The sequence below is a fragment of the Rhizobium aethiopicum genome, assembly GCF_900094625.1.
Taxonomy (GTDB): domain Bacteria; phylum Pseudomonadota; class Alphaproteobacteria; order Rhizobiales; family Rhizobiaceae; genus Rhizobium; species Rhizobium aethiopicum.
Map to the genome: position 1 here is coordinate 519786 of NZ_FMAJ01000001.1, position 25936 is coordinate 545721.

Sequence of the window (25936 nt, forward strand, 5' to 3'; positions counted from 1 at the left end):
GTCTCGTCGTTCACTTCTTGCCCAGGGTGACCTTGATCATCCGGTCGGGACTTTTGACTTCGCCGTTCTGGCCTTCGCCGCGCTTGATCTTGTCGACATTCTCCATGCCGGAAACGACCTTGCCGACAACGGTGTACTGGCCGTTGAGGAAGGAACCGTCGGCGAACATGATGAAGAACTGCGAATTGGCGGAATTCGGATCCTGCGAGCGGGCCATGCCGACCGTGCCGCGCACGAAGGGTGTCTTGGAGAACTCAGCCGGAATATCCGGCAGATCGGAAGAACCGGTGCCGGCGAGGCTCGCATCGAAGCCTTTTTCCATATTGCCGTATTTGACGTCGCCGGTTTGGGCCATGAAGCCGTCGATGACGCGGTGGAAGGCGACATTGTCATATTCGCCCTTCTTGGCCAGTGCTTCGATCTGCGCGACATGCTTAGGCGCCACATTGGGCATGAGCTCGATGACCACCGGACCGTTCTTCAGCTGAATGGTGAGATAGTGATCGGCCGATTGGGCCAACGCATCCCCCGCGAAGGAAGCGAGATACAACACACCGGCAAATGCGAGATAGAAGAGTTTCATATGAGCTCCGTTGCGGCGGTATCCGCCTGGTCTTTGCGCTTGCTAATTTGGGCGCTTGCTAATTTGGGCGCTTGGATTTGAGGGCTTGCAAGACGGCAGCCGGCACGAAAGCGCTGACATCGCCGCCCATGGCGGCGATCTGGCGGACCAATGTGGCGGTAATGGGCCGCGAAGCGGTGCCGGCCGGCAAGAAGATGGTCTGAATATCGGGCGCCATCGTTCTGTTCATGCCGGCCATCTGCATTTCGTAGTCAAGATCCGTGCCATCGCGAAGGCCGCGGATCAGAAGCGTGGCGCCATGGGCGCGGGCGGCGTCGACGACCAGATTATCGAAGGCGACGACCGTGATGTTGCCGGTCTTGCCGGGCAAGGCTTCGGCCAACGAAAGGCGGATCAGTTCGGCTCTCTCTTCGAAGGAAAAGAGCGGCGCCTTGCCGGGATGGATGCCGATCGCGACGATGACGTTTTCGGCGACGTTCAGCGCCTGGACCAAAACATCCACATGTCCGTTGGTGATCGGGTCGAAGGACCCAGGATAAAAAGCTGTCGTCATCTGGCCCGACCATTGGTTTGACGCCTTTTGTCACGGATGCGGACTTGCCGCAAGTGATTTACCCGGTGGCGCCGCATGGCTGAACAGCGGATGAACATGTCATTCAAGGCTGTTTCAGACGCGATCTGCTTAACTCGGAGCATCAACCCAGCCAATGCCGTTCCGGCATGCGGCGCTCCCGGAAAGACCCATATCCATGCTGATCGTGCTCGTTGCACTCTCCGTTGTTCTCTCCCTCGCCGCCGAGATGGCCTATGGCTATTTCGTCGATCGCTATGAGGTGAACTGGGTGCGACCGGAGCTTGCCGAACATGCGGCGATCGTGCGCGCCCAAGGCCGCCTGCGCGGAAATGAAGGGACCGGACTTCGAATCTGAACGCCAGATGAACGAGACATTCAAGGAGGCTTCAGATCGCCATTGGTAAACCCCCCACAACATCCGGCGGAACCATTTTTTGGCGGATGCGTTCACTCAACCGACACAGAAATGCGTCAAAGCGCGGCAGGAAGGACTAAAATGCCCGGCAAGATTACGATGATTAACGTGCTCTGGATGGTCATGGTCACGGGCATGCTCACCGCAACTGTCGCTCTTTATGATCAGAAGGTTGATACCTCCAAGGTTTATGGCCCATTTGCTTCGGCTCGCACGGCCGTCATGGGCCAATACTGAGGAGCGAGTACGCAACTCCCCAGGAAAGGAATGCCTATGTTCACGATCTTGACAGTGCTCACCGCCCTCATCAGCGTCATGTTCATCGTGTCTGTGGCCTCGACGATATCAGCGCTGCGGCGCGAAGGCGAAGAGGTGAAAGCGCTTAACGAAAAGCATAGCGCGTTCTGACGTTCCTTTTCCCCACCCATGAGCGGCACCTTCCGCCGCCTGGGCCTATCAAAGCCGGATGCACTCAGCGTCCGGCTTTTTTCTTGGGCATTGAGCCCGGTTTGAGCCGACGAATGGTTCGGAGTGCTCTAATAGATAAGGGCGGCTCGAAGCCGCCCCTTTCATTCGATCATTCCTCGGCAGCACCGCCCGGATCGCCATCGGCAGCCGGCGTCTCACCGGCGCCTTCGGCCGCATCGGCTCCTTCCGTCTCATCCTCTTCGGGCTCGCTGATGCGCTCCACCGAGACGACTTTCTCGTCCTTGGCTGTCGAGAAGATGGTAACGCCTTTGGTGGCGCGGCTGGCGATGCGGATGCCGCCCACCGGCACGCGGATCAGCTGGCCGCCATCGGAGACCAGCATGATCTGATCGCCGTCGTCGACCGGGAAGGCAGCGACCAGCTCGCCGATTTCGCCTGTTTTCGACGTATCGGTAGCGCGGATGCCCTTGCCGCCACGGCCGGAGATGCGGAAGTCATAGGAGGACGAGCGCTTGCCGAAGCCCTTTTCGGAGACAGTGAGCACGAATTGCTCGCGCGCCTTCAGTTCTTCGTAGCGCTCGTCGGACAGCTGTCCCTCCTCGGTGACTTCTTCGCCGACCAAGGCGATGTCCTCTTCATCAACGCCTATCGCCCGGCGTTCGGCGGCGGAGCGCTTGAGGTAAGCGGCCCGTTCCCAAGGTTCGGCATCGACATGGCCGACGATCGTCATGGAGATGATACGGTCGCCCTCGCCGAGATTGATGCCGCGCACGCCGATCGAGTTGCGGCCGGCGAAGACGCGGACGTCGTCGACCGAGAAGCGGATGCACTGGCCGAGCGCCGTCGTCAGAAGCACGTCGTCCCGTTCCGTGCACGTCTCGACGGAGAGGATTTCATCACCCTCCTCCTCGAGTTTCATGGCGATCTTGCCGTTGCGGTTGACCTGAACGAAGTCCGACAGCTTGTTGCGGCGAACCGTGCCCCGCGTCGTCGAGAACATGACGTCGAGATTGTCCCAGCTCGCCTCATCCTCCGGCAAGGGCAGGATGGTGGTGATGCGCTCGCCGGGTTCGAGCGGCAGCATGTTGATCAACGCCTTGCCGCGCGAGGTCGGCGTGCCGATCGGCAAGCGCCAGACCTTTTCCTTGTAGACGATGCCGCGGGAGGAGAAGAACAGAACCGGCGTGTGCGTGTTGACTACGAATAGCCGGCTAACGAAATCTTCGTCGCGGGTCGTCATGCCGGAGCGGCCCTTGCCGCCGCGGCGCTGGGCGCGGTAGGTGGTCAGTGGCACGCGCTTGATATAGCCGAGATGCGAGACGGTGACGACCATGTCCTCGCGGGCAATGAGATCCTCATCGTCCATTTCGAGGCCACCATCGACGATCTCGGTGCGCCGCGGCGTGCCGAACTCGTCACGGACGGCTGACAGTTCGTCCTTGACGATGGTCTGGATGCGCACGCGCGACGAGAGGATATCGAGATAATCCCGGATTTCCTCGCCGATCTTATTGAGTTCATCACCGATTTCGTCGCGGCCGAGTGCCGTTAGGCGGGCAAGGCGCAGTTCGAGGATAGCGCGCGCCTGCTCTTCGGAGAGGTTGTAGGTCAGGTCGTCGTTGATGCGGTGGCGCGGATCGTCGATCAGACGGATCAGGCTTTCGACGTCTTCGGCCGGCCAGCGGCGCGTCATCAACTCTTCGCGGGCGGATTGCGGATCCGGCGCCTGGCGGATGACGCGGATGACTTCGTCAATATTGGCGACGGCGATGGCGAGACCGACCAACACGTGGGCGCGCTCGCGCGCCTTGCGCAGCAGGAATTTCGTTCTCCGGCTAACCACTTCTTCGCGAAATGAGACGAAGGCGCGCAGCATGTCGAGCAGCGTCAGCTGCTCCGGTTTGCCGCCGTTCAGTGCCACCATGTTGCAGCCGAAGGAGGTCTGCAGCGGCGTATAGCGGTAAAGCTGGTTGAGGATGACCTCGGCATTGGCGTCGCGCTTGAGCTCGATGACGACGCGATAACCCTGGCGGTCGGATTCGTCGCGCAGATCGGAGATGCCTTCGATGCGCTTTTCGCGCACCAGTTCGGCCATCTTTTCGATCATCGTCGCCTTGTTCACCTGGTAGGGGATCTCGGTGATGATGATCTGTTCGCGATCGCCGCGCATCGGCTCGATGGCGGCGACGCCGCGCATGATGACGGACCCGCGACCGGTCTCGTAGGCCGAGCGGATGCCGGCGCGACCGAGGATCTTTGCGCCCGTCGGGAAGTCGGGGCCGGGAATGATCTGCATCAGTTCCGGCAGCTCGATCGCCGGATCGTTGATCAGCGCGATACAGCCGTCGATGACTTCGGAGAGATTGTGCGGCGGAATGTTGGTCGCCATGCCGACGGCGATGCCGCCGGCGCCGTTGACGAGCAGGTTAGGGAATTTGGCGGGAACCACGACCGGCTCGGAGAGCGTGCCGTCATAGTTGTCGCGGAAGTCGACGGTTTCCTTGTCGAGATCGTCGAGCAGCGAATGGGCAGCCTTCTCGAGGCGGCATTCGGTGTAACGTTCGGCCGCAGGCGGATCGCCGTCGACGGAGCCGAAATTGCCCTGGCCGTCGATCAGCGGCAGGCGAAGCGACCAGGGCTGCGCCATGCGGGCGAGCGCATCATAGATCGCGGCATTGCCGTGCGGATGGTATTTACCCATCACGTCGCCGGTGACGCGGGCGCATTTGACGTATTTCTTGTTCCAATCGATGCCGAGCTCGGACATGCCGTAGAGGATGCGCCGGTGCACGGGCTTCAGGCCGTCGCGCACGTCGGGCAGCGCGCGGCTGACGATGACGCTCATGGCGTAATCGAGATACGACCGCTGCATTTCCTCCATGATGGAGATGGGCTCGATGCCTGGCGGGAGCTTCCCGCCGCCGGGGGGTGTTTGCTCAGTCAAAACAGATCACGATCTCTTCTAGAATCACTTGAAGATTTATAGCGGAAAGCCTGTTCCCGCGCCAATTTCCGAGCGCGTTTTGAACAGGCTTTTGCGGCTTAAAGAGGGTAAAGCGTGCAGGTTTCGCGGCCGGACCGGGCAAATCCATCGCGGGGCTGCCGGGCGATATTTGCCAAATCGGAACCAGCGCTTCACAATCATGAAAACCACGCATCCATATGACGTTCCGGAGAGACGATGGCAAGCGCCGACCAGTTGATCAACGCCTTCACGACGCTCCTCGTCACCATCGATCCGCCGGGACTCGCCCCCATCTTCCTGGGGCTGACGACGGGCATGAGCCGGAGCCAGCGCACGCAGGTGGCGCTGCGCGGCTCGACCATTGCCTTCATCATCCTCGCCGTCTTCGCCCTCTTCGGTGCAGGCGTGCTCGGCGTGCTCGGCATCTCGATCGGCGCCTTCCGCATCGCCGGCGGGCTGCTGCTCTTCTGGATCGCCTTCGAGATGGTGTTCGAGCGGCGGCAGGAGCGCAAGGAGAAGGCCTCCGAAGCGGCCGTCACCAAGGATCATATCGAGAATATCGCCGTCTTTCCCCTCGCCTTGCCGCTGATCGCAGGCCCAGGTGCGATCTCGGCGACGATCCTGCTGGCCGGCACGCTGCCGACCTCCGTCGAGAAAGCGCAGCTGATCGCCGTCATCGCCGCCAATCTGTTGCTGACCTTCCTGATGCTGCTGATCGCCGACCGGCTCGACCGCTTCCTCGGCGTCACCGGCCGGGCGATCCTGACGCGCCTCCTCGGCGTCATCCTCGCCGCGCTGGCGGTGCAATTCGTCGTCGACGGGGCGAAAGCCGCGCTCAACCTGATCAGCGCGACGCCGCACTGAACGCCGCAGCTCCAAAGAAAAAGAGCATGACGCCATCAGAAGGCATCATGCTCTCAACTTTCTCCAAGCCAGGAAAAGCGGCCGATCAGAACGGGATATCGTCGTCGAGATCGCGCGAGAAGTTGCCGCCGCCACCGCCACGGCTCGGCGATGAAGAGGGAGCCGGGGCGCCGTAATCATCGCCGTAATCATTGTTGCTGCTGCCGCCGCGGCCGCCGCCGAAGCCGGAGCTTGCGCCGCCGCCATCGCCGCGGCCGTCGAGCATCGTCAGCGTCGAGCTGAAGCCCTGCAGCACGACTTCCGTCGAGTAGCGGTCTTGGCCCTGCTGGTCCTGCCATTTGCGGGTCTGCAGCTGGCCTTCGATATAGAGCTTGGCGCCCTTCTTCACATATTGCTCGACGACCTTGCAGAGACCTTCGTTGAAGACGACGACGGTGTGCCATTCGGTCTTTTCGCGGCGCTCGCCGGAATTGCGGTCGCGCCAGGTTTCCGAGGTCGCGATACGGAGGTTGGCGATAGGCCGGCCATCCTGAGTGCGGCGGATTTCGGGGTCTGCACCCACGTTTCCAACCAGAATTACCTTGTTCACGCTACCAGCCATGCTTCTCACCCTGCCTGCCGCCCTGCCCGGCGGCGTTGATCGATCAGCGCACCTTAAACCATAGAGACCGCAGATGCGCGTGAACCGAGTTTAATCCACAGTTTATCCCATCAGAAAGCCGCATGCATTCATCAGGAATTTTGTTCTTTATTTGTTCTAGTTTATCCGTATGATCCTGTCAACAGAATCGAAAACCTTGAGCCTTCCCGGATATTCAGCCTCGACTCGCCCGTTGGCATCACTAAATAAGGGCTGTTATCCAGAAAACCAAAGCAGAGACGATGAGCGAACTGAAGACGATCTCCATCCGCGGCGCGCGCGAGCACAATCTGAAGAGCATCGATCTCGATCTGCCGCGCAACAAGCTGATCGTCATGACCGGACTTTCGGGCTCGGGCAAATCCTCGCTCGCCTTCGACACCATCTATGCCGAGGGCCAGCGGCGCTATGTCGAGAGCCTGTCGGCCTATGCCCGGCAGTTCCTCGAAATGATGCAGAAGCCCGATGTCGACCAGATCGACGGGCTGTCGCCTGCCATCTCGATCGAGCAGAAGACCACGTCGCGCAACCCGCGCTCTACAGTCGGCACCGTCACCGAAATCTACGACTATATGCGCCTGCTTTTTGCCCGCGTCGGCGTTCCCTATTCGCCGGCGACCGGCCTGCCGATCGAAAGCCAGACCGTGAGCCAGATGGTCGATCGCGTCCTCGCGTTCGGCGAAGGCACCCGTCTTTATATTCTCGCGCCGCTCGTGCGCGGCCGCAAGGGCGAATACAAGAAGGAACTGGCGGAGCTGATGAAGAAGGGCTTCCAGCGCGTCAAGGTGGACGGCCAATTCTACGAGATCGCAGAGGCGCCTGTTCTCGACAAGAAATACAAGCACGACATCGACGTGGTCGTCGACCGTATCGTCGTGCGCCCGGATGTGTCGGCACGCCTGGCCGACAGCCTTGAAACCTGCCTGAAGCTCGCCGACGGCCTGGCGATTGCCGAATTCGCCGACAAGCCTCTGCCGCCGGAGGAGACCTCGGCCGGCGGTTCGGCCAACAAGTCGCTGAACGAGACGCATGAGCGCGTGCTGTTTTCGGAAAAATTCGCCTGCCCGGTCTCGGGCTTCACAATCCCTGAAATCGAACCCCGGCTGTTCTCCTTCAACAACCCCTTCGGCGCCTGCCCGACCTGCGACGGCCTCGGCGCCCAGCAGAAGATCGACCCCGACCTGATCGTGCCCGAACCGGAGCGGACCTTGCGCGACGGGGCGATCGCGCCCTGGGCCAAGTCGACCTCACCCTATTACAACCAGACGCTGGAAGCGCTCGGCAAACATTACGGCTTTAAGCTCGGCACCCGCTGGAACGACCTGTCCGACCAGGCCAAGGATGTCATCCTCAACGGCACCGACGACAAGATCGAGTTCCACTACGCCGACGGCGCCCGCTCCTATACGACGCACAAGAATTTCGAAGGCATCATCACCAATCTCGAGCGCCGCTGGAAGGAAACCGATTCTGCCTGGGCGCGCGAGGATATCGAGCGCTTCATGTCGGCCGCCCCCTGCCCGGCCTGCAACGGCTTCCGCCTGAAGCCGGAGGCGCTGGCGGTGAAGATCAACAAGCTGCATATCGGTGAAGTGACGGGTATGTCGATCCGCGTCGCGCGCGACTGGTTCGAGGTGCTGCCGGCGACGTTCAACGCCAAGCAGAACGAGATCGCCGTCCGCATCCTCAAGGAAATCCGCGACCGTCTCCGCTTTTTGAACGATGTCGGCCTGGAATATTTGAGCTTGTCACGCAACTCCGGCACATTGTCGGGCGGCGAGAGCCAGCGAATCCGGCTCGCCTCGCAGATCGGCTCGGGGCTGACGGGTGTGCTCTACGTGCTTGACGAGCCGTCGATCGGCCTGCACCAGCGCGACAACGCCCGGCTGCTCGACACGCTGAAGCACCTGCGCGATATCGGCAACACCGTCATCGTCGTCGAACATGACGAGGATGCAATCCTGACAGCTGACGACGTGGTCGATATCGGTCCCGCGGCCGGCATCCATGGCGGCCAGGTAATCGCCCATGGCACGCCGCAGGATATCATGGACAATCCGAAGTCGCTGACCGGAAAATATCTCTCGGGCGAACTCGGGGTTCCCGTTCCCGACGAGCGCCGCAAGCCGAAGAAGGGTCGCGAGATCAAGGTGGTCGGCGCGCGCGGCAACAATCTCAAGAACGTCACGGCGTCGATTCCACTCGGGGTCTTCACTGCGGTGACCGGCGTTTCCGGCGGCGGCAAATCCACCTTCCTGATCGAGACGTTGTATAAATCGGCGGCGCGCCGCGTGATGGGCGCGCGCGAAATTCCGGCCGATCACGACCGCATCGATGGGTTCGAGCATATCGACAAGGTGATCGATATCGACCAGTCGCCGATCGGCCGCACGCCGCGCTCCAATCCGGCGACCTATACCGGCGCCTTCACGCCGATCCGCGACTGGTTCGCCGGCCTGCCGGAAGCCAAGGCGCGCGGTTACCAGCCGGGCCGCTTCTCCTTCAACGTCAAGGGTGGGCGCTGCGAGGCCTGCCAGGGCGACGGCGTCATCAAGATCGAGATGCACTTCCTGCCCGATGTCTACGTCACCTGCGACGTCTGCCACGGCAAGCGCTATAACCGAGAGACGCTCGACGTCACCTTCAAGCAGAAATCGATCGCCGACGTGCTCGACATGACGGTGGAGGAAGGCGTCGATTTCTTTGCGGCAGTACCCGCCGTGCGCGACAAGCTGCAATCGCTGAAGGATGTCGGCCTCGGTTATATCAAGGTGGGTCAGCAGGCCAATACACTCTCGGGCGGCGAAGCGCAGCGCGTCAAGCTCGCCAAGGAACTTTCGAAGCGCTCGACCGGACGCACGCTCTACATTCTCGACGAGCCGACGACCGGCCTGCATTTCCACGACGTCGCAAAGCTGCTCGAAATGCTGCACGAACTGGTCAATCAGGGCAATTCGGTGGTGGTGATCGAGCACAATCTCGAAGTCATAAAGACGGCCGACTGGGTGCTCGATTTCGGCCCCGAAGGCGGCGATGGCGGCGGTGAGATCGTGGCTGTCGGCACGCCCGAGGCGATCGTCAAGGAGAAACGATCCTATACCGGACACTTCCTGAGGGAATTGCTGGAGCGGCGGCCGAGCAAGAAGGCGGTTGCGGCGGAATGACGATGAAGTCAGCGTCGCCCGATGGCCCGACACGGGCTTTCGATGCTGCGCTGGCTGGAGGGCATGGCGCGGGAATGGGACATTCCGGAAAACCGGCTCTACACCAATGCGCGGATGGAGCGAAACTATCGCTTTTTATTGCGCCTCCGGATTTCAGCAATCGGGTCGCCGGTCGAATCCTTATCGGCCAGGATGGACGCTCGTCGATATGACAATAGAGATTCACGCGGCGGGACCGCTGCGAACGGGGAGGACGACATGACGAAATCCGGCATTATCCGCACCGGCATCGGCGGCTGGACCTTCGAGCCTTGGCGAGGGCATTTCTTTCCCGATGACCTCAAACAGAAGGATGAGCTGCATTATGCCAGCCGCCAATTAAAGGTCATCGAGGTCAATGGCACCTATTACAGCACGCAGAAGCCGGCGGTCTTTGCCAAATGGGCAGCCGATGTGCCCGATGGTTTCATCTTTTCGCTGAAGGCAACGCGTTTCGTTACCAATCGGCGGGTGCTTGCCGAAGCCGGTGAATCGATGGAACGCTTCCTGTCATCTGGGATCAGCGAACTCGGCGATCATCTCGGGCCGCTGCTCTGGCAGTTCGCGCCGACGAAGAAGTTCGAGCCGGAAGATTTCGAGGCCTTCCTGAAGCTGCTGCCGGCAAAACAGGACGGGCTGCCACTCCGCCACGTGGTCGAGGTGCGGCATGATTCCTTCAAGGTGCCGGAGTTCGTCGCGCTGCTCGCGAAATATGGAGTGGCGCCCGTCTGCGCCGAACATTTCGAATATCCGATGATCGCCGATGTCACGGGTGATTTCGTCTATGCGAGGCTGCAAAAGGGATCGGACGATATTCCGACCTGCTATCCCGACAAGGATCTGAAGGCCTGGGCAAGCCGGCTTGAGACCTGGGCCGAGGGCAAGGTTCCGGCCGATTTGCCGCTGATCGACGGGGATCGCCAGGTGAAGGCGGAGCCGCGCGACGTCTTCGCCTTCATGATCCATGAGGGCAAGGTCAATGCGCCGCACGGGGCGATCGCCCTGCAGAAGTTGCTCGAGCAATAAGTCGGGTTAAAGCGGCAGTACAGCCGCCGCGAGATCTTCCGCCGTCAACCCCTTGCCGGCGCGTTGACCTGCCGCTCCGTGCAGCCAGACGCCGGCGGCCGCGGCCTCGAAGGCGGGCAGGCCCTGAGCGAGCAATCCGCCGATAATGCCTGCGAGCACGTCGCCGGACCCGGCGGTGGCAAGCCAGGCAGGCGCATTGGTGTTGATGAGGGCGCGCCCGTCCGGCGAGGCGATGACGGTGTCGGCGCCCTTATAGACGATCGCGGCATTGGCGCGGCGCGCGGCCGCCACGGCCTTATCCACCTTCCCAAGCGCCTCGTCGTCGCCGATATCGGGAAAGAGCCGCGAGAATTCGCCCTCGTGCGGCGTCAGCACCAGACGCGGCTCGCCGCGAAAAAAAGCAAAAAGCTGGTGCGGATCATCTTTGAACGAAGAGATGCCGTCGGCATCGAGCACAAGCCGGCGATCGGCAAGCGCGGTGACGAAGCCGCGGGCTGTCGCGCCGACGCCGAAGCCGGGACCCAGGACGAAGGTCTGCAGCCGTTTATCGGAGAGCCATTCCGCGAGATCCGCCTCGTCGTCGACTGCATGCAGCATGACGGCTGTGAGATGCGCGGCATTGGCGGCTAATGCCGCACGGGGCGCGGCGATCGTCACCAGGCCGGCGCCGGCCTTCAGGCCGGAGAGCGCCGACATCCGCGCGGCACCCGTCTTGTCGGCCTCGCCCGAAAAGACGACCAGATGGCCGCGCTTGTATTTGTGGGTTTCCAGCTGCTCGGCCGGCAGCACGTGCTTCAAGGCATCCGGCTTGTTCTCGGCGATGACGCAGCCGGCAGCGGATCTGACGATGCGGGCGGGAATGCCGATATCAAAAACCTCCAACTCGCCGCAGAGCTCCCTTCCCGGCATCAGGAGATGGCCGGGCTTGCGCGTCATGAAGGTGATGGTGTTCCGAGCGCGGAAGGCGGCGCCCAGCACCTTGCCGGTGCGGCCATCGAGGCCGGAAGGGAGGTCGATGGCAAGCACGGGCAAATCAGCCTCGGTGATGCACTTGATCAACGTGCCCACCTCCGCCGCCACCGCGCGGCCGAGCCCTGCGCCGAACAGGCCGTCGATGACGACGTCGCCGCCTTCGGGTCGGTAATGCTCGAGCCCCTGTCCCTGGAGGGCGCAGCCGGCCTGAGCGCGCGCGGCATCCCCCTTCAGTCTCGCCGGATCCGCGAGGTGAAACAATGCCACCTTCGCCCCGCTCTGCAACAGATGTCTCGCCGCCACATAGGCGTCGCCGCCATTGTTGCCGGGCCCGCACAACACGACGAAACGCAGAGCGCCCGGATGAAGTCGCAGTGCGGCGGCCGCGGTTGCTGCCCCTGCCCTTTCCATCAGACCAAAGGAGTCGATGCCGGAGGCGGCGGCGGCCGCATCGACAGCGGCCATTTCGGCGGGTGTGAGAAGAAGGTCGGATAGATGCTCGCTCATCAGCCTATTCAATTCAAAAAACGCCCAAAAAACAACCGCCTTGACCATTGAGTGAAAGACGTAAATTTATGCATATGCCTATTTTGTCATCACTCCGGGAGGAATCTCCGGATTCGCTGACAAACCCACCTTTTTCGATTTCCGTGGCGAATTTGGACAGCGGGCGATGTTTTTAGCTTATTCCGTCGTCAAATTGGTCCAGAATTTCTTCCGAAGGCGCCGGTTTTGACAGAATCGACGTCTTTTTTCGCTAAGACGGATTTCAAACTGGCACGATATCTGCATCATATCCGGCGAGCGGGAACATCCCTGCCATAACAGGAGAAGCGGAGAGAAATTTTCTCATGAAAAAGATCGAAGCGATCATTAAGCCCTTCAAGCTGGACGAAGTGAAGGAAGCCCTTCAGGAAGTCGGACTGCAGGGTATCACAGTTACGGAAGCCAAGGGCTTCGGTCGCCAGAAGGGCCACACGGAACTTTACCGCGGAGCCGAATACGTCGTCGACTTCCTGCCGAAGGTGAAAGTCGAGGTGGTGCTGGCAGATGAAAACGCGGAGGCCGTTATCGATGCGATCCGTAAGGCGGCTCAGACGGGCCGCATCGGCGACGGCAAGATCTTCGTCTCCAATGTCGAAGAGGTTATCCGTATCCGTACCGGCGAGACCGGCATCGATGCCATCTGACCACTTTGCCAAGCGCGCAAAGTCCGATAGCGTCAGCGCGCCCACCTATTGTTATCACAAATTGGAGGAAGGTATTTAATGGCGACCGCAAGCGGAATTCTGAAGCAGATCCAGGAAAACGACGTCAAGTTCGTCGATCTGCGCTTCACCGACCCGAAGGGCAAGCTGCAGCATGTCACGATGGATGTTGCCAGCGTCGACGAGGACATGTTCGCTGACGGCGTGATGTTCGACGGCTCTTCGATCGGTGGCTGGAAGGCTATCAACGAGTCCGACATGGTGCTGATGCCCGATACCGAAACGGTGCACATGGACCCGTTCTTCGCTCAGTCGACCATGGTTATCGTCTGCGACATCCTCGATCCGGTCTCCGGCGAAGCCTATAATCGCGATCCGCGCGGCACTGCCAAGAAGGCCGAAGCCTATCTCAAGGCGTCCGGCATCGGCGACACGATCTTCGTCGGTCCGGAAGCCGAATTTTTCGTCTTCGACGACGTCAAATACAAGGCCGATCCCTATAATACCGGCTTCAAGCTCGATTCGACTGAACTGCCGTCGAACGACGACACCGATTACGAAACCGGAAACCTCGGCCACCGCCCCCGCGTCAAGGGCGGCTATTTCCCGGTTCCGCCAGTCGACAGCGCCCAGGACATGCGTTCGGAAATGCTGACGGTGCTTTCCGAGATGGGCGTCGTCGTCGAAAAGCATCACCATGAAGTGGCCGCCGCCCAGCATGAACTCGGTATCAAGTTCGACACGCTGGTGCGCAACGCCGACAAAATGCAGATCTACAAATATGTCGTGCACCAGGTGGCCAATGCCTACGGGAAGACGGCGACCTTCATGCCGAAGCCGATCTTCGGCGACAACGGCTCGGGCATGCACGTGCACCAGTCGATCTGGAAGGGCGGCAAGCCGACCTTCGCCGGCGATGAATATGCCGGCCTCTCCGAGACCTGCCTGTTCTATATCGGCGGTATCATCAAGCACGCCAAAGCGATCAATGCCTTCACCAACCCGTCGACGAATTCCTACAAGCGTCTCGTGCCGGGCTATGAAGCGCCGGTTTTGCTCGCCTATTCGGCCCGCAACCGTTCGGCCTCCTGCCGCATTCCGTTCGGCTCCAACCCGAAGGCCAAGCGCGTCGAAGTCCGCTTCCCGGATCCGACAGCCAACCCCTATCTCGCCTTCGCCGCCATGCTGATGGCCGGCCTCGACGGCATCAAGAACAAGATCCATCCCGGCAAGGCCATGGACAAGGATCTTTACGACCTGCCGCCGAAGGAGCTGAAGAAGATCCCGACCGTTTGCGGTTCGCTGCGTGAAGCGCTTGAAAGCCTCGACAGGGATCGCAAGTTCCTGACGGCCGGCGGCGTCTTTGACGACGACCAGATCGATGCCTTTATCGAACTGAAAATGGCGGAAGTGATGCGTTTCGAAATGACGCCGCATCCTGTCGAATACGACATGTATTATTCGGCCTGATTGGCCGCAATACGGAAAGTCCCGGTTTGCCGGGGCTTTCACCTCCACGGTCATGAACGGCAGAAGGAGGATATGACGTTCATGTGACGCGTCTGTGCAAAATTCTTGATTTGCGCGGGACCAATCACCAAATTCGGTGATGAAAGGAAGTCGTACCATGAAAGAAAGAATAGCAAAGTTCAGTATCGGCGAAGTGGTCCGGCACAAGGTTTTTCCGTTTCGCGGCGTCATCTTCGACGTTGATCCGGAGTTCGCGAATACGGAGGAATGGTGGAATTCCATTCCCGCCGAAGTGCGGCCGAGCAAGGACCAGCCCTTCTATCACCTGCTCGCCGAAAACGACGAAAGCGAATATGTCGCCTATGTCTCTGAGCAGAACCTGGTGAATGACGAGAGCGGCACGCCGCTTCGCAACCAGCAGGTCTACCAGATTTTCGATCAGGCTCCCTCAGGGCAGTTCAAACCCAAGATGAGCTTCGCCCACTAATAAGATCAGACCTGCCGATCGATCAAACGAGGCCCCGCATCTCCCGGCGGGGCCTTTTTTCTCTTGGCGCGAAACAAAAAACCCGGCGCAAAGCCGGGTTTTTATTCAAACATGAAAGCCGGATTACTGCGCCTTGGCTGCCTTCTGGGCGTCTTCCAGCTTCTTGCGAGCCTCTTCAGCCTTCTTCTGCATGCCTTCCTGCAGGCTGCGCTGGCTTTCGGCGAGCTTGGATTCGGAGACCGGTTCGCCGTCATAAGCGCCGGTGAAGCCTTCGAGCGAGATCTTGATCGGGTTCGGCGCGCGGCGGAAGTTGATCGAGGTGAAGATCACGTCGCTGCCCTTCTTGAGGCTGGCGATCATCGCGTCGGTCAGCGGGATTTCAGCGGTGCACTTGTCCGGCAGGCATACGGCGTAGTCGAGCTTCTGGCCCTTGCCACCATCGATCTGCATGCTGATGCCGGGAGGAATGAGACGCGCGGTGGGAACCGAGACCTGCAGGAGCTTGCGGTTGATCTTGCCTGTGACCGAAATCAGTCCGACGGCCGTCACGAGCTGGCCGCCATTGGCGAGAATCAGGTTCTGGACAACACAGATGTCGTTGTCTTCCTGCTTGCTGCAGGTCTTGTACCAGCCAAGCTTCGGCGCACCGGCGGCCTGTGCCGGAGCATCGGCCGGAGCCTGTGCCGCCGCATCCTGGGCGAAGGAGGAGACCGGAGCCGAAGCGGCGCCGAACATCACTGCCAGAACGGACAGTGCTGCCCGCATTTTCTTTTCAGACTTGAACATCATAACGAATTCCGTCTCCTGATATCCGTTCGGGACAGCGACGTGCCATCCCAACCATCGGGTCGTTCGGCACTCCACCTCATGGAAAAATAAGGCAAATGCATGACCCCGAAACTTCGGGTTCACCTGTTACATCGCAGCGTTCAAGATATCCAGCTTTTCTTTGGCAATTTAAGAGGCAATTTCGCCGAGATGCCAAAGAAATGGCGTCCACGTGTTGGAATCGATCGATCAGATGCTAATCTCGCCGTGAATCATGCCCGTTTTCACGGATCAAGGATTGCCGAATGCTCCGTATTGTCGTTCCTCTCGTCCTCACGCTGCTGTGCGGCTCCGTCGCCGCCGAGCCGCTGCACGGCATCGCGATGCATGGCGAGCCGGCCTTGCCGCCTGACTACCAGCACTTCCCTTACGTCAATCCGGATGTGAAGAAGGGCGGAAAGATCACCTATGGCGTCGTCGGCACCTTCGACAGCCTCAATCCGTTCATTCTGAAGAGCATGCGCACGACGGCGCGCGGCATGTGGGACCCGGAATATGGCAATCTCGTCTACGAATCGCTGATGCAGCGCTCCCGGGACGAGCCCTTTACGCTCTACGGCCTGCTTGCACAGACGGTGGAATGGGACGACGACCGAACCTTCATCCAGTTCAACCTCAATCCGAAGGCGAAATGGTCGGATGGACAGCCGGTGACGCCGGAGGACGTGATGTTCTCCTTCGAACTGCTGCGCGACAAGGGGCGTGTTCCCTTCTCGAACCGCCTGAAAGTCGTCGACAAGATGGAGAAGGTCGGTGAACACAGTGTGCGTTTCACCTTCAACGACAAGGCCGACCGCGAAACGCCTTTGATCTTCGGGCTTTTCCCGGTGCTGCCGAAACATGCGATCGATCCAGAAACCTTCGACCGCAGCTCGCTGACGCCTCCGGTCGGCTCCGGGCCCTACAAGGTGAAGACGGTGAAACCGGGCGAGAGCATCACCTATGAGCGCGACCCGAATTACTGGGGCAAGGACATTCCCGCCAAAATCGGCACCGACAATTACGATCAGATCACCGTTCAATATTACCTGCAGGACACGACACTGTTCGAAGCCTTCAAAAAGGGCGATGTTGACATCTATCCCGACGGCAACCCCGGTCACTGGGCCAATGCCTACAATTTTCCGGCCGTCACCTCGGGAGCAGTGATCAAGGACACATCCACGCCGAAACTGCCGAGCGGCATGTTGGGCTTCGTGTTCAATACACGTCGGCCGATCTTTGCCGATCCGAAGGTGCGCGAAGGCCTGTCGCTGGTGTTCGATTTCGAATGGGCCAACAAGAACCTCTATTCCGGCGCATACAAGCGCACCCAGAGCTTCTGGCAGAATTCCGAGCTTTCAAGTTTTGGCGTTCCTGCCGATGCGAAGGAACTCGCTCTGCTCGGGCCAATCAAGGATAAAATCGCACCCGGCATTCTCGACGGCACCTATAAGCTGCCGGTCACCGACGGCTCCGGCCGAGACCGCAACGTGCTGAAGCAGGCGGTGGGATTGTTGAAACAGGGTGGCTACACAATTCAGCGCGGCAAGATGCTTGACGCCTCCGGCCGCCAGCTCGCCTTCGAAATCATGACGCAGAATGCCGACCAGGAGAAGCTCGGCGTTGCCTATCAGCGGTCGCTGCAGGCGATCGGCATCGCCGCTTCGATCCGCACGGTCGACGACTCGCAGTATCAGAGCCGAACGAGCAGTTTCGACTACGACATGATCATGAAGTCCTATACCTCGTCCTTGTCGCCCGGAAACGAGCAGCTCGGCCGCTGGTCTTCGGCTGCGCGCACGCGCGAGGGCTCAGACAGTTTTGCCGGCGCCAACGATCCCGATCTCGACACGCTGATCGACCATCTGCTCAGGGCGCGCTCGGCGGAGGATTTCACAGCGGCGGTGCGTTCCTACGACCGGCTGCTGCTTTCCAGCCATTACGTGCTGCCGCTCTATCACATGGATCAGCAATGGGTGGCACGGAGCAAGCGCATCGGTCGTCCCGACAGCGTGCCGCTCAGTGGTTATCAGCTGCCGGTATGGTGGGACGCGAGCGTGCAATAAGAACCAACGGGAACGCCCGACCTCCATGCGGCCTTCGGGCGTGCGCAAAAACAAGGAAGATTATCATGGAGCGTATCACCATCGACGTCGTCTCGGATGTCGTTTGCCCCTGGTGCTATCTCGGCAAGGCGCGGCTTGAACTGGCCATCGCCGAAGTGCAGGACGAGATCGGCGTCGACATCAACTGGCGGCCGTACCGGCTCAATCCCGACTACCCCAGGGAAGGCGTCGACCAGAAGAAGGCGCTGGCGGAGAAGCTCGGCGGCGAGGAGCGCGTGGCGCAGGCCCACAAGATGCTCACCGATTACGGCCGAGAGGTCGGTATCGCTTTCGATTTCGAGGCGATCAAGATCGGCCCGAACACGCTCGATGCCCATCGGCTGATCCACTGGGCGATGATCGAGGGTCGCGAGGCGCAGGACAGGGTCGTTGCCGCGCTGTTCAAGGCCAATTTCGAGGAGGGCCGCAATGTCGGCGACCATGCGGTGCTGCTCGACCTCGCCGAGAGGGCGGGTCTCAATCGTTCGGTCATCGCCTCGCTGCTCGCCTCCGATGCCGACAGCGATCTGATCGTCGCCGAGATCAAAGCGGCACAGGAAATGGGGGTCAACGGCGTGCCGTTCTTCATCTTCGACCAGCAATATGCCGTCAGCGGCGCGCAGACGCCGGAGGTGCTGGCGAATGCGCTGCGCGATATCGCCAAGGCGAAGACCGAGGCGCGGTCTGGGCTTAACTGACGTTGCCTGCTCCGGCAGCGCGCAGGTGGACGCTCGGCGGGACGGCCCCTCATCCGCCTGCCGGCACCTTCTCCCCGTCAGAACGGGGAGAAGGTTAGGGTGAGGGGCAGCCTTTGGGTGCGAACGGAGCGCGTCGCGTGCCAGTTCCGCCTCAATCCAAAACCGGAACGCAACGCACCTCGGTCTTCACCGAATTGGCGATGAAACATTCGTCATGGGCGCGATGATGCAGGGCCTCAAGTTCGCTGAGCAAAGGCTGCTTTTCGCCGCTGAAGACGACATGCGGCCGGAGCGTCACCACGGTCATGGCGAGACGGCCTTCGCTATTCTTCTCCATGATGCCTTCGGCGGCATCGGTGTAACTGTCGACGCAGAAGCGCTGTTTGGCGGCGATCGACAGGAACCAGAGCATATGGCAGCTGGAGAGCGAAGCGACGAATGCCTCCTCCGGATCGACGGCGTCCTCGGCGGAATAGGGCAGCGGAACGACCCGAGCGGAAGAGGATGCCCTCACCTCGATGCCGCCGTCAAAGGTCCAGCGGTGGACGCGGCTGTAGCGATTGTCGGTGAAGGTCTCGCCGTTGCGCTCCCAGGCGATCATTGCGCCGTATGTCGCCATGTCCGTCTCCCTATTTTTTGCGCAATCCCGGACGCAAAACCGCGGCACACTTTTTGCGGGGATTGCTTTACTTCGCCATCTCCGCCAGCTGCGTCATGATCACGGCAGCGCCCTGCAGACGTTTTTCCGGCGTCGGCAGGTCGCGAGTCAGGAACAGGCTGTGATCGGGGCGGATCTTCGCCATCGTGCCCTGCCTGCCGATATAGCCGACGAGGTTTGCCGGGTTGGGGAATTCCTTGTTGCGGAACTGCACGACCACGCCTTTCGGGCCGGCATCGAGCTTTTCGACATTGGCGGTGCGGCAGAGCGACTTGATGTAGACGATCTTCAGCAGATGCTGAACTTCGATCGGCATCGGCCCGAAGCGGTCGATCATCTCGGCGCCGAAGCCGTCGATTTCCTTGAGCTCGGTAATTTCGCCGAGCCGGCGGTAGAGCGCCATGCGCAGATGCAGGTCGGGCACATAGCTCTCGGGGATCATCACCGTCGTGCCGACCGAGATTTGCGGCGACCAGCCGGTATCGTGGATCTCGTCGACACCCTTGACCTCGGCGACCGCCTCTTCGAGCATCTGCTGATAAAGCTCGAAGCCGACCTCCTTGATGTGGCCGGACTGCTCCTCGCCAAGCAGGTTGCCGGCGCCGCGGATATCGAGGTCGTGGCTCGCCAGCTGGAAGCCGGCCCCGAGCGTGTCCAGCGACTGCAGCACCTTCAGCCGGCGATCGGCCGTCGCGGTCAGCACCTTGTTCACAGGCAGGGTGAAGAGCGCGAAAGCGCGCACCTTCGAACGACCGACGCGGCCGCGCAGCTGATAGAGCTGGGCAAGGCCGAACATGTCGGCGCGGTGGACGATCAGCGTGTTGGCCGTCGGCACATCTAGGCCGGATTCGACGATGGTGGTCGACAGCAGTACGTCGTAACGCCCTTCATAGAAGGCGTTCATGATGTCTTCCAGTTCGCCGGCCGGCATCTGGCCGTGCGCGACGGCGACCTTCAGTTCCGGTACATCGGACTGCAGGAAGGCATGCACGTCGGCAAGATCGGCAAGCCGCGGGCAGACATAGAAGCTCTGGCCGCCGCGATAATGCTCGCGCATCAGCGTCTCGCGGATGACAAGACTGTCGAAGGGCGAGATGAAGGTGCGTACCGCCATGCGATCGACCGGCGGCGTGGTGATCAGCGACAATTCGCGCACCCCGGTCATGGCAAGCTGCAGCGTGCGCGGGATCGGCGTCGCCGACAGCGTCAGCACGTGCACGTCGCTCTTCAGCTCCTTCAGCCGCTCCTTGTGCTTCACGCCAAAATGCTGCTCCTCGTCGATGACGAGCAGGCCGAGGTTGGCGAATTTGATGCCGGCGCCGAGCAGCGCATGGGTGCCGACGACAATATCGGTCTTGCCCTCAGCCACTTCCTTTTTGGTCAGCGCCAGCTCCTTGGCGCCGACAAGCCGCGAGGCCTGCTGAACGCGCACCGGCAAGCCGCGGAACCGCTCGGAGAACGTCTTGAAATGCTGGCGGGCGAGCAGTGTCGTCGGCACGACGACGGCAACCTGGACGCCGTTCATCGCGGCGACGAACGCGGCGCGCAAGGCCACTTCGGTCTTGCCGAAACCGACATCGCCGCAGACGAGGCGGTCCATCGGCCGGCCGGCTCCGAGATCAGAGCGCACGGCGTCGATGGCGTTGTCCTGGTCCTCGGTCTCATCATAGGGGAAGCGGGCGGCAAACTCGTCGTACAGGCCGTCCGGCGTCGTCAGCATCGGCGCATGACGCGTCAGGCGCTCGGCGGCGATGCGGATCAACGCGTCCGCCATGTCGAGCAGGCGCTTCTTGAGCTTGGCCTTGCGCATCTGCCAGGCGCCGCCGCCGAGTTTGTCGAGCTGGGCGTCAGTGCCCTCACCGCCATAGCGGGAGAGAAGATCAATGTTTTCGACCGGCAGGAAGAGCTTGGCCTCGTCGGCATATTGCAGTTCGAGACAGGCATGCGGAGCGCCCGCCGCCTCGATGGTCTTCAGCCCGATGAAACGGCCGATCCCGTGTTCGGCATGGACGACGATCGAGCCTTCGTCGAGTCCGGCGACCTCGGCGATGAAATCGGCGGCGCGCTTGCGGCGCTTGGAGCGGCGCACCATGCGGTCGCCGAGAATATCCTGCTCGCCGATGACGACGAGTTCGCCCGCCTCGAAGCCGGATTCAAGATTGAGCACCGCGGCAGCGGCCTCGCCTTTCGCCAGCGAGCTTACATCCCTTAGCGCCTCGACCGGCTTGACCTTTTCCAGTCCGTGTTCGTTCAACACCTGCAGCAGGCGCTCCAGCGAACCTTCGGTCCAGGCGGTCACGAGCACCTTCGCGCCGGCGGCGCGGCGGTCGGCAATATGCTTGACGACGACGTCGAAGATATTGACGCGCTCGGCATCGCCGCCGCCCTCTGCATTCGAGCGGGCCCAGCGCTGGCCCTGACGGGCGTCGACATTGACCACCCGCCTCGCCTCGCCCTCGATTTCATTGAAGGGGCTGATGCGGATCGCGCTGAGCGCATCCAGGGTTCTGGCGAACAGCTTGCTGTCGAGGTAGAGCTGGCCCGGTGCTACCGGCTTGTACGGCGTGCCCTGGGCCATCTGGCCCTTGACCGATTGGCCGGAATTCAGGCGGGCATCGAAATAGTCGAGAACCAGCTTGGAGCGTTCCTCCGCCGCCTCGCGCACCGTATGGTCGGTAACGATACGAAAGCCACTCAGATAATCAAAAACGGTATCGAGCTTCTCGTAGAAGAGCGGCAGCCAATGCTCCATGCCGGGGTAACGGCGCCCTTCGGAAACGGCGAGATAGAGTGCATCATCGCGCGTCGTCGCGCCGAAGGCCGAGAGATAGTTTTTCCGGAAACGGCTGATCGTATCCGGGGTTAGCGTCACCTCACTCATCGGGTTGAGATCGAGGGAGCGCACCTGGCCCGTCGTGCGCTGGCTCGCCGGATCGAAGCTGCGGATACTCTCCAGCGTATCGCCAAAGAAATCGAGGCGGACCGGCTCTTCCGAACCCGGCACGAAGACGTCGAGAATGCCGCCGCGCACCGCATATTCGCCGACCTCGCGAACGGTCGCGACACGGTCGAAGCCGTTGCGCTCCAAGCGCCCGGCGAGATCGTCCATGCGCAGCTGATTGCCCGGGCGCGCCGAAAAGCTCAGGCTTTCGATGACGTCGTGCGGCGCCACCTTCTGCAGCATCGCATTCGCGGTGACGAGCACGATCGCGGCATGCGGCTTCCTGCGATGGGCAATGAGGCCGCCCAAGGCGGCAAGCCGGCGGGCCGAGGTATCGGCGCTCGGCGAGACGCGGTCATATGGCAGACAGTCCCAGGCCGGCAGGGTGAGAACCGGAATGTCCGGGGCGACGAAGCCGAGCATCTGTTCGAGATCGGCCATGCGGTGGCCGTCCGACATGACATAGGCGACCGGCTCTCCCGCTCGGGCAAGCTCGGCGAGCAGCAGCGGTTCGAGGCCGACAGGCACATTGCCGATCGTCAGCGGCTCGGCAATGGCCGCAAGCTTCTTCGCATCGAAACCAGGGATCATTCCGGCGTCCTGAGGGGCTTGTCGAAATCGGGCGTGTAGGCGGCGAGGCGGGCAAACATCGGTGTCTGGAAACGCTCAGGAACTGGCCAGGTTCCCATGATCCAACGAACGAGATCGTTGTCCTCCTCCGCCATGATCGTCTCGAACTCGTCGAGTTCGGCTTCCGAAAGCGTCGCGATCTCGGCTTCGGCGAACTGGCCGAAGACCAGATCCATTTCGCGGATGCCGCGGTGCCAGCAGCGGAAAAGGATCCGGCGGCGGCGCGGGTCGAGACCGGCACTCGTGAGCGTGACACCTGTCATGGCATTACCTTCCTGTTGATGCGCCTCTATAGACCCTCGAAAGCGGCTTGTCAGCCTTGCCAAGGCCGCATTGTTCATCGCATTTTGGCCGCATGCGCCCCGCCATTCTCGATCCACTGTTTTCTCCCATTTCGGGCCTTCCGGGCGTCGGCCCTAAGATCGCCGAACTGCTCGTCAAGCTGCTCGGGCGCGAGACGCCGGAGGATTGCCGGGTCATCGACCTCCTGTTTCACGCGCCCTTCTCGCTGATCGACCGCCGCAACCAGCCGGGGATCGCCCGGGCGCCCCAGGGCGCGATCGTCACCATCACCGCACGTGTCGATCGGCATCAGGTGCCACCGCGCGGCAAAAGCAATGTCCCCTACCGGGTCTTCCTGCATGACGAGACCGGCGAGCTGACGCTGGTCTTCTTCCGCGGCCAGGCGGCATGGCTGGAAAAGCAGCTGCCCATCGATGCGGATGTGACGGTCAGCGGCAAGGTCGACTGGTTCAACGGCCGCGCCTCGATGGTGCATCCCGACTATATCGTCAGAGCGGAGGAAGCAGAGAACCTGCCGCTCGTCGAACCGATCTATCCGCTGACGGCGGGGCTATCGCCGAAAACGCTGCGGAAGATTATCGAGGCCGCCCTGCCGCGGTTTCCCGAGCTGCCGGAATGGATTGACGCCGTGCTGACGCAGCGGCAGGGCCTGCCGGCGATTCGCGACAGCTTTCAAATGCTGCACGAGCCGCGCGACCCCGCCGATATCGACCCGCAGGCCCCTGCCCGCCGACGCCTCGCCTACGACGAATTCCTCGCCGGCCAGCTTTCGCTCAGCCTGGTGCGCCAGAGGCTGCGCAAAGTGGCGGGCCAGCCGGTGCATGCGACCGGTGCCGTCAGCGGCAAGATCCTGAAGACGCTGCCCTTTTCGCTCACATCAAGTCAGAACGCGGCGATCGCCGAGGTTTTGAAGGATATGGCTGGCAGCGAGCGCATGCTGCGACTGCTGCAGGGCGATGTCGGCTCCGGCAAGACGCTGGTGGCGCTGATGGCGATGGCGGCCGTGATCGAGAGCGGCGGCCAGGCCGTGCTGATGGCGCCGACCGAAATCCTGGCGCGGCAACACCACGCAACCATCTCGAAATTCGCCGCCTCTGCCGGCCTCGGCATCGAGGTGCTGACCGGGCGCACGAAAGGACGCGAACGCGAAGAAATTCTTGAGCGCATCGCCTCCGGCTCGGCCCAGATCATCATCGGCACGCATGCGCTCTTCCAGGACAGTGTCGCTTACGCCAATCTGATGCTGGCGGTCGTCGACGAGCAGCACCGCTTCGGCGTGCATCAGCGTCTGCGGCTGACGGCCAAGGGCATCTCCCCGCATATGCTCGTCATGACCGCGACGCCGATCCCGCGCACGCTGGTGCTTGCGGCTTTCGGTGACATGGACGTTTCCAAGCTCACGGAGAAACCGGCGGGCCGCAAGCCCATCCAGACGATCACCATCCCGATGGAACGAACAGGCGACATCGTCGGGCGGCTGCAGAGCGCGATCGCGGAGGGCAAGAAAGCCTATTGGATCTGCCCGCTGGTCGAGGAGTCCGAAGAACTCGACCTGATGTCGGCCGAGGAGCGGCATGCCACGCTCGTCTCCGCCCTCGGTCCCGGCATCGGCCTCATCCACGGCCGTATGAGCGGGCCGGAGAAGGATGCGGCGATGATGGCATTCAAGAACGGCGAGACCCGCCTTCTCGTCGCCACCACCGTCGTCGAGGTCGGCGTCGATGTGCCGGACGCAACGATCATGGTGATCGAACATGCCGAGCGCTTCGGCCTGGCGCAGCTGCATCAGTTACGCGGCCGCGTCGGACGCGGCGGCGAGGCCTCGACCTGCATCCTGCTCTACAAGGGGCCGCTTGGCGAGACCGGCCACGCCAGGCTTTCGATCATGCGCGAGACGGAGGACGGTTTCCGCATCGCCGAGGAAGACCTGAAATTGCGCGGCGAAGGCGAATTGCTCGGCACCCGCCAGTCGGGCACACCGGGCTTCCGCATCGCCAGCCTCGAGGCGCATGCCGACCTCCTGGACATCGCCCGTAAGGACGCGGCCTATCTGATCGAGCGCGATCCGGAACTGACCAGTGAAAGAGGAACGGCGATCCGAAGCTTGCTCTACCTCTTCCGCCGCGACGAGGCGATCCGGTTTTTGCGAGCAGGTTAGTCGGCCTTCGACACCGCCACCGGCTTCGGCCGCGGCAAATGCTTCGGCTTCGGCTCGGACTGAGGGTGTTCAGGAGCCACAAGGCCGCCCGAAATCAGGAATTTGGCGGCATCCTCCGGCGACATGTCGAGCACGACGATCTTTTCACGCGGTACAAAGACGAGGAATCCGGCCGTCGGCACCGGCGTTGGCGGAAGGAAGACGGCGACCATATCCTGGCCCATCGCGTTGAACTTCGAAGCGATCTCGCCCTTGGCGTCGGTCGCGATGAAAACCAGGGCCCAAAGGCCGGGACTTGGATATTCGATCATGCCGACTTTCTTGAAGGAGTTGGACTGCTCCTTCAGCACGGTTTCGAAAATCTGCTTCACGCTTCTGTAGATCGTGCGCACCAGCGGCATGCGCTGGACGACCGATTCGCCGAAACCGACTATGCTCTGGCCAATGAGATTCTTGCCGAGAAAACCGACGACGGTGATCAACACGACGGCCGTCAGCAGGCCGAAACCGGGAATGGCGAAGTTGAGATAGCTTTCCGGATTCCAGCGGGCCGGAATATAAGGCCTGACCCAACTGTCCGACCAGTGGATGAAGGTCCAGGTCAGCCAAATGGTGATCGCGATCGGGGCGCAGATGATAAGGCCCGCGAGAAAATTATTCCTCAGCCGGGTCGCGACCGGCATTTTGGGGGCATTGTCGGTCATCTCTACTGATGAACTCCATCTCGGTCCTGGACAGGCCGGAACGCGGGCCCTTCCCCCTTTGTCCGTCGACCAAAATTGCCAGAATTCGGGGTC

General features: G+C 61.5%; 22 protein-coding genes and 2 pseudogenes. 13 read left to right on the top strand and 11 right to left on the bottom strand.

What is annotated here, in order from left to right; genetic code table 11:
* Nucleotides 1–10: 10 nt before the first annotated feature.
* Nucleotides 11–583, bottom strand: a complete 573-nt coding sequence (locus GA0061105_RS02655; protein ID WP_092747813.1) for a peptidylprolyl isomerase — start codon at nucleotides 581–583, stop codon at nucleotides 11–13.
* 58 nt (nucleotides 584–641) lie between these two features.
* Nucleotides 642–1136, bottom strand: a complete 495-nt coding sequence (coaD, locus tag GA0061105_RS02660; RefSeq protein ID WP_064691606.1) for a pantetheine-phosphate adenylyltransferase — start codon at nucleotides 1134–1136, stop codon at nucleotides 642–644.
* A 90-nt stretch (nucleotides 1137–1226) separates the two neighbouring features.
* Between coaD and GA0061105_RS02665 the strand changes: the two are divergent.
* The 3 genes and pseudogenes from GA0061105_RS02665 (at nucleotide 1227) to GA0061105_RS33730 (ending at nucleotide 1980) form a co-directional block, all read left to right on the top strand.
* Nucleotides 1227–1512 (top strand): annotated as a pseudogene (locus GA0061105_RS02665) (hypothetical protein).
* Nucleotides 1513–1653: 141 nt separating this feature from the next.
* The gene (locus GA0061105_RS32710) at nucleotides 1654–1809 is read left to right on the top strand and encodes a hypothetical protein (RefSeq protein WP_167358506.1); all 156 of its coding nucleotides are present in this window, start codon (nucleotides 1654–1656) and stop codon (nucleotides 1807–1809) included.
* A gap of 36 nt (nucleotides 1810–1845) precedes the next feature.
* Nucleotides 1846–1980, top strand: a complete 135-nt coding sequence (locus tag GA0061105_RS33730; RefSeq protein WP_010056528.1) for a hypothetical protein — start codon at nucleotides 1846–1848, stop codon at nucleotides 1978–1980.
* 169 nt (nucleotides 1981–2149) lie between these two features.
* Here the strand turns inward: GA0061105_RS33730 and gyrA are convergent, their stop codons facing one another.
* Nucleotides 2150–4945, bottom strand: a complete 2796-nt coding sequence (gene gyrA, locus GA0061105_RS02670; protein WP_092747815.1) for a DNA gyrase subunit A — start codon at nucleotides 4943–4945, stop codon at nucleotides 2150–2152.
* Nucleotides 4938–5159 (bottom strand): hypothetical protein, encoded by a 222-nt coding sequence (locus GA0061105_RS32285; RefSeq protein WP_141130174.1) that lies wholly within the window; start codon nucleotides 5157–5159, stop codon nucleotides 4938–4940. The genes gyrA and GA0061105_RS32285 overlap by 8 nt, the downstream gene beginning before the upstream one ends.
* A gap of 23 nt (nucleotides 5160–5182) precedes the next feature.
* Between GA0061105_RS32285 and GA0061105_RS02675 the strand changes: the two genes are divergently transcribed.
* On the top strand, nucleotides 5183–5830 hold the full coding sequence (locus GA0061105_RS02675; RefSeq protein WP_064691604.1) for a MarC family protein: 648 nt from the start codon (nucleotides 5183–5185) through the stop codon (nucleotides 5828–5830).
* 85 nt (nucleotides 5831–5915) lie between these two features.
* Here GA0061105_RS02675 and GA0061105_RS02680 read toward each other — a convergent pair whose 3' ends face one another.
* Nucleotides 5916–6431: a single-stranded DNA-binding protein gene (locus tag GA0061105_RS02680; protein WP_004671899.1), complete on the bottom strand. Its 516-nt coding sequence runs from the start codon at nucleotides 6429–6431 to the stop codon at nucleotides 5916–5918.
* Nucleotides 6432–6712: 281 nt separating this feature from the next.
* Between GA0061105_RS02680 and uvrA the strand changes: the two genes are divergently transcribed.
* The 3 genes and pseudogenes from uvrA (at nucleotide 6713) to GA0061105_RS02695 (ending at nucleotide 10699) form a co-directional block, all read left to right on the top strand.
* Nucleotides 6713–9634, top strand: coding sequence for an excinuclease ABC subunit UvrA (gene uvrA / locus GA0061105_RS02685; RefSeq protein WP_092747817.1), 2922 nt, complete (start codon nucleotides 6713–6715; stop codon nucleotides 9632–9634).
* 24 nt (nucleotides 9635–9658) lie between these two features.
* Nucleotides 9659–9896, top strand: a pseudogene (locus GA0061105_RS33210) (N-acetyltransferase); the annotation flags it as partial.
* Complete coding sequence (locus GA0061105_RS02695) at nucleotides 9893–10699, top strand: DUF72 domain-containing protein (protein WP_092747819.1); 807 nt, start codon at nucleotides 9893–9895, stop codon at nucleotides 10697–10699. The pseudogene GA0061105_RS33210 and the gene GA0061105_RS02695, both read left to right, overlap by 4 nt.
* Before the next feature lie 6 nt (nucleotides 10700–10705).
* Here the strand turns inward: GA0061105_RS02695 and GA0061105_RS02700 are convergent, their stop codons facing one another.
* A complete protein-coding gene (locus tag GA0061105_RS02700; protein WP_092748317.1) occupies nucleotides 10706–12178 on the bottom strand; it encodes an NAD(P)H-hydrate dehydratase in 1473 nt (490 codons plus the stop codon).
* Nucleotides 12179–12522: 344 nt separating this feature from the next.
* Here GA0061105_RS02700 and GA0061105_RS02705 point away from each other — a divergent pair, with 344 nt between their 5' ends.
* From GA0061105_RS02705 to hspQ, 3 genes are all read left to right on the top strand, one after another.
* Nucleotides 12523–12861, top strand: coding sequence for a P-II family nitrogen regulator (locus GA0061105_RS02705; RefSeq protein ID WP_003539626.1), 339 nt, complete (start codon nucleotides 12523–12525; stop codon nucleotides 12859–12861).
* A gap of 78 nt (nucleotides 12862–12939) precedes the next feature.
* Nucleotides 12940–14349 (top strand): type I glutamate--ammonia ligase, encoded by a 1410-nt coding sequence (gene glnA / locus GA0061105_RS02710; RefSeq protein WP_092747821.1) that lies wholly within the window; start codon nucleotides 12940–12942, stop codon nucleotides 14347–14349.
* 157 nt (nucleotides 14350–14506) lie between these two features.
* Nucleotides 14507–14836, top strand: a complete 330-nt coding sequence (hspQ, locus tag GA0061105_RS02715) for a heat shock protein HspQ (protein WP_064691600.1) — start codon at nucleotides 14507–14509, stop codon at nucleotides 14834–14836.
* Between the two features lie 123 nt (nucleotides 14837–14959).
* Here hspQ and GA0061105_RS02720 read toward each other — a convergent pair whose 3' ends face one another.
* Complete coding sequence (locus GA0061105_RS02720; RefSeq protein WP_064691599.1) at nucleotides 14960–15625, bottom strand: invasion associated locus B family protein; 666 nt, start codon at nucleotides 15623–15625, stop codon at nucleotides 14960–14962.
* A gap of 284 nt (nucleotides 15626–15909) precedes the next feature.
* On the opposite strand from GA0061105_RS02720, the gene GA0061105_RS02725 reads away from it, so the two are divergent.
* Nucleotides 15910–17712, top strand: a complete 1803-nt coding sequence (locus GA0061105_RS02725; RefSeq protein WP_092747823.1) for an extracellular solute-binding protein — start codon at nucleotides 15910–15912, stop codon at nucleotides 17710–17712.
* 65 nt (nucleotides 17713–17777) lie between these two features.
* Nucleotides 17778–18449, top strand: a complete 672-nt coding sequence (locus GA0061105_RS02730; protein ID WP_092747825.1) for a DsbA family oxidoreductase — start codon at nucleotides 17778–17780, stop codon at nucleotides 18447–18449.
* A 151-nt stretch (nucleotides 18450–18600) separates the two neighbouring features.
* On the opposite strand, the gene GA0061105_RS02735 is transcribed toward GA0061105_RS02730, so the two are convergent.
* From GA0061105_RS02735 to GA0061105_RS02745, 3 genes are all read right to left on the bottom strand, one after another.
* Entirely contained in the window at nucleotides 18601–19068 is a 468-nt protein-coding gene (locus GA0061105_RS02735) for an OsmC family protein (protein WP_092747827.1), read from the bottom strand.
* A 67-nt stretch (nucleotides 19069–19135) separates the two neighbouring features.
* Nucleotides 19136–22639, bottom strand: coding sequence for a transcription-repair coupling factor (gene mfd, locus GA0061105_RS02740; RefSeq protein ID WP_092747829.1), 3504 nt, complete (start codon nucleotides 22637–22639; stop codon nucleotides 19136–19138).
* Nucleotides 22636–22941: an FAD assembly factor SdhE gene (locus GA0061105_RS02745; protein ID WP_003579224.1), complete on the bottom strand. Its 306-nt coding sequence runs from the start codon at nucleotides 22939–22941 to the stop codon at nucleotides 22636–22638. Before GA0061105_RS02745 ends, mfd begins: the two co-directional genes overlap by 4 nt.
* Before the next feature lie 92 nt (nucleotides 22942–23033).
* Between GA0061105_RS02745 and recG the strand changes: the two genes are divergently transcribed.
* Complete coding sequence (gene recG / locus GA0061105_RS02750) at nucleotides 23034–25139, top strand: ATP-dependent DNA helicase RecG (RefSeq protein ID WP_092747831.1); 2106 nt, start codon at nucleotides 23034–23036, stop codon at nucleotides 25137–25139.
* Here recG and GA0061105_RS02755 read toward each other — a convergent pair.
* Nucleotides 25136–25843, bottom strand: coding sequence for a DUF502 domain-containing protein (locus GA0061105_RS02755; RefSeq protein ID WP_092747833.1), 708 nt, complete (start codon nucleotides 25841–25843; stop codon nucleotides 25136–25138). The genes recG and GA0061105_RS02755 overlap by 4 nt on opposite strands.
* Nucleotides 25844–25936 lie beyond the last annotated feature (93 nt).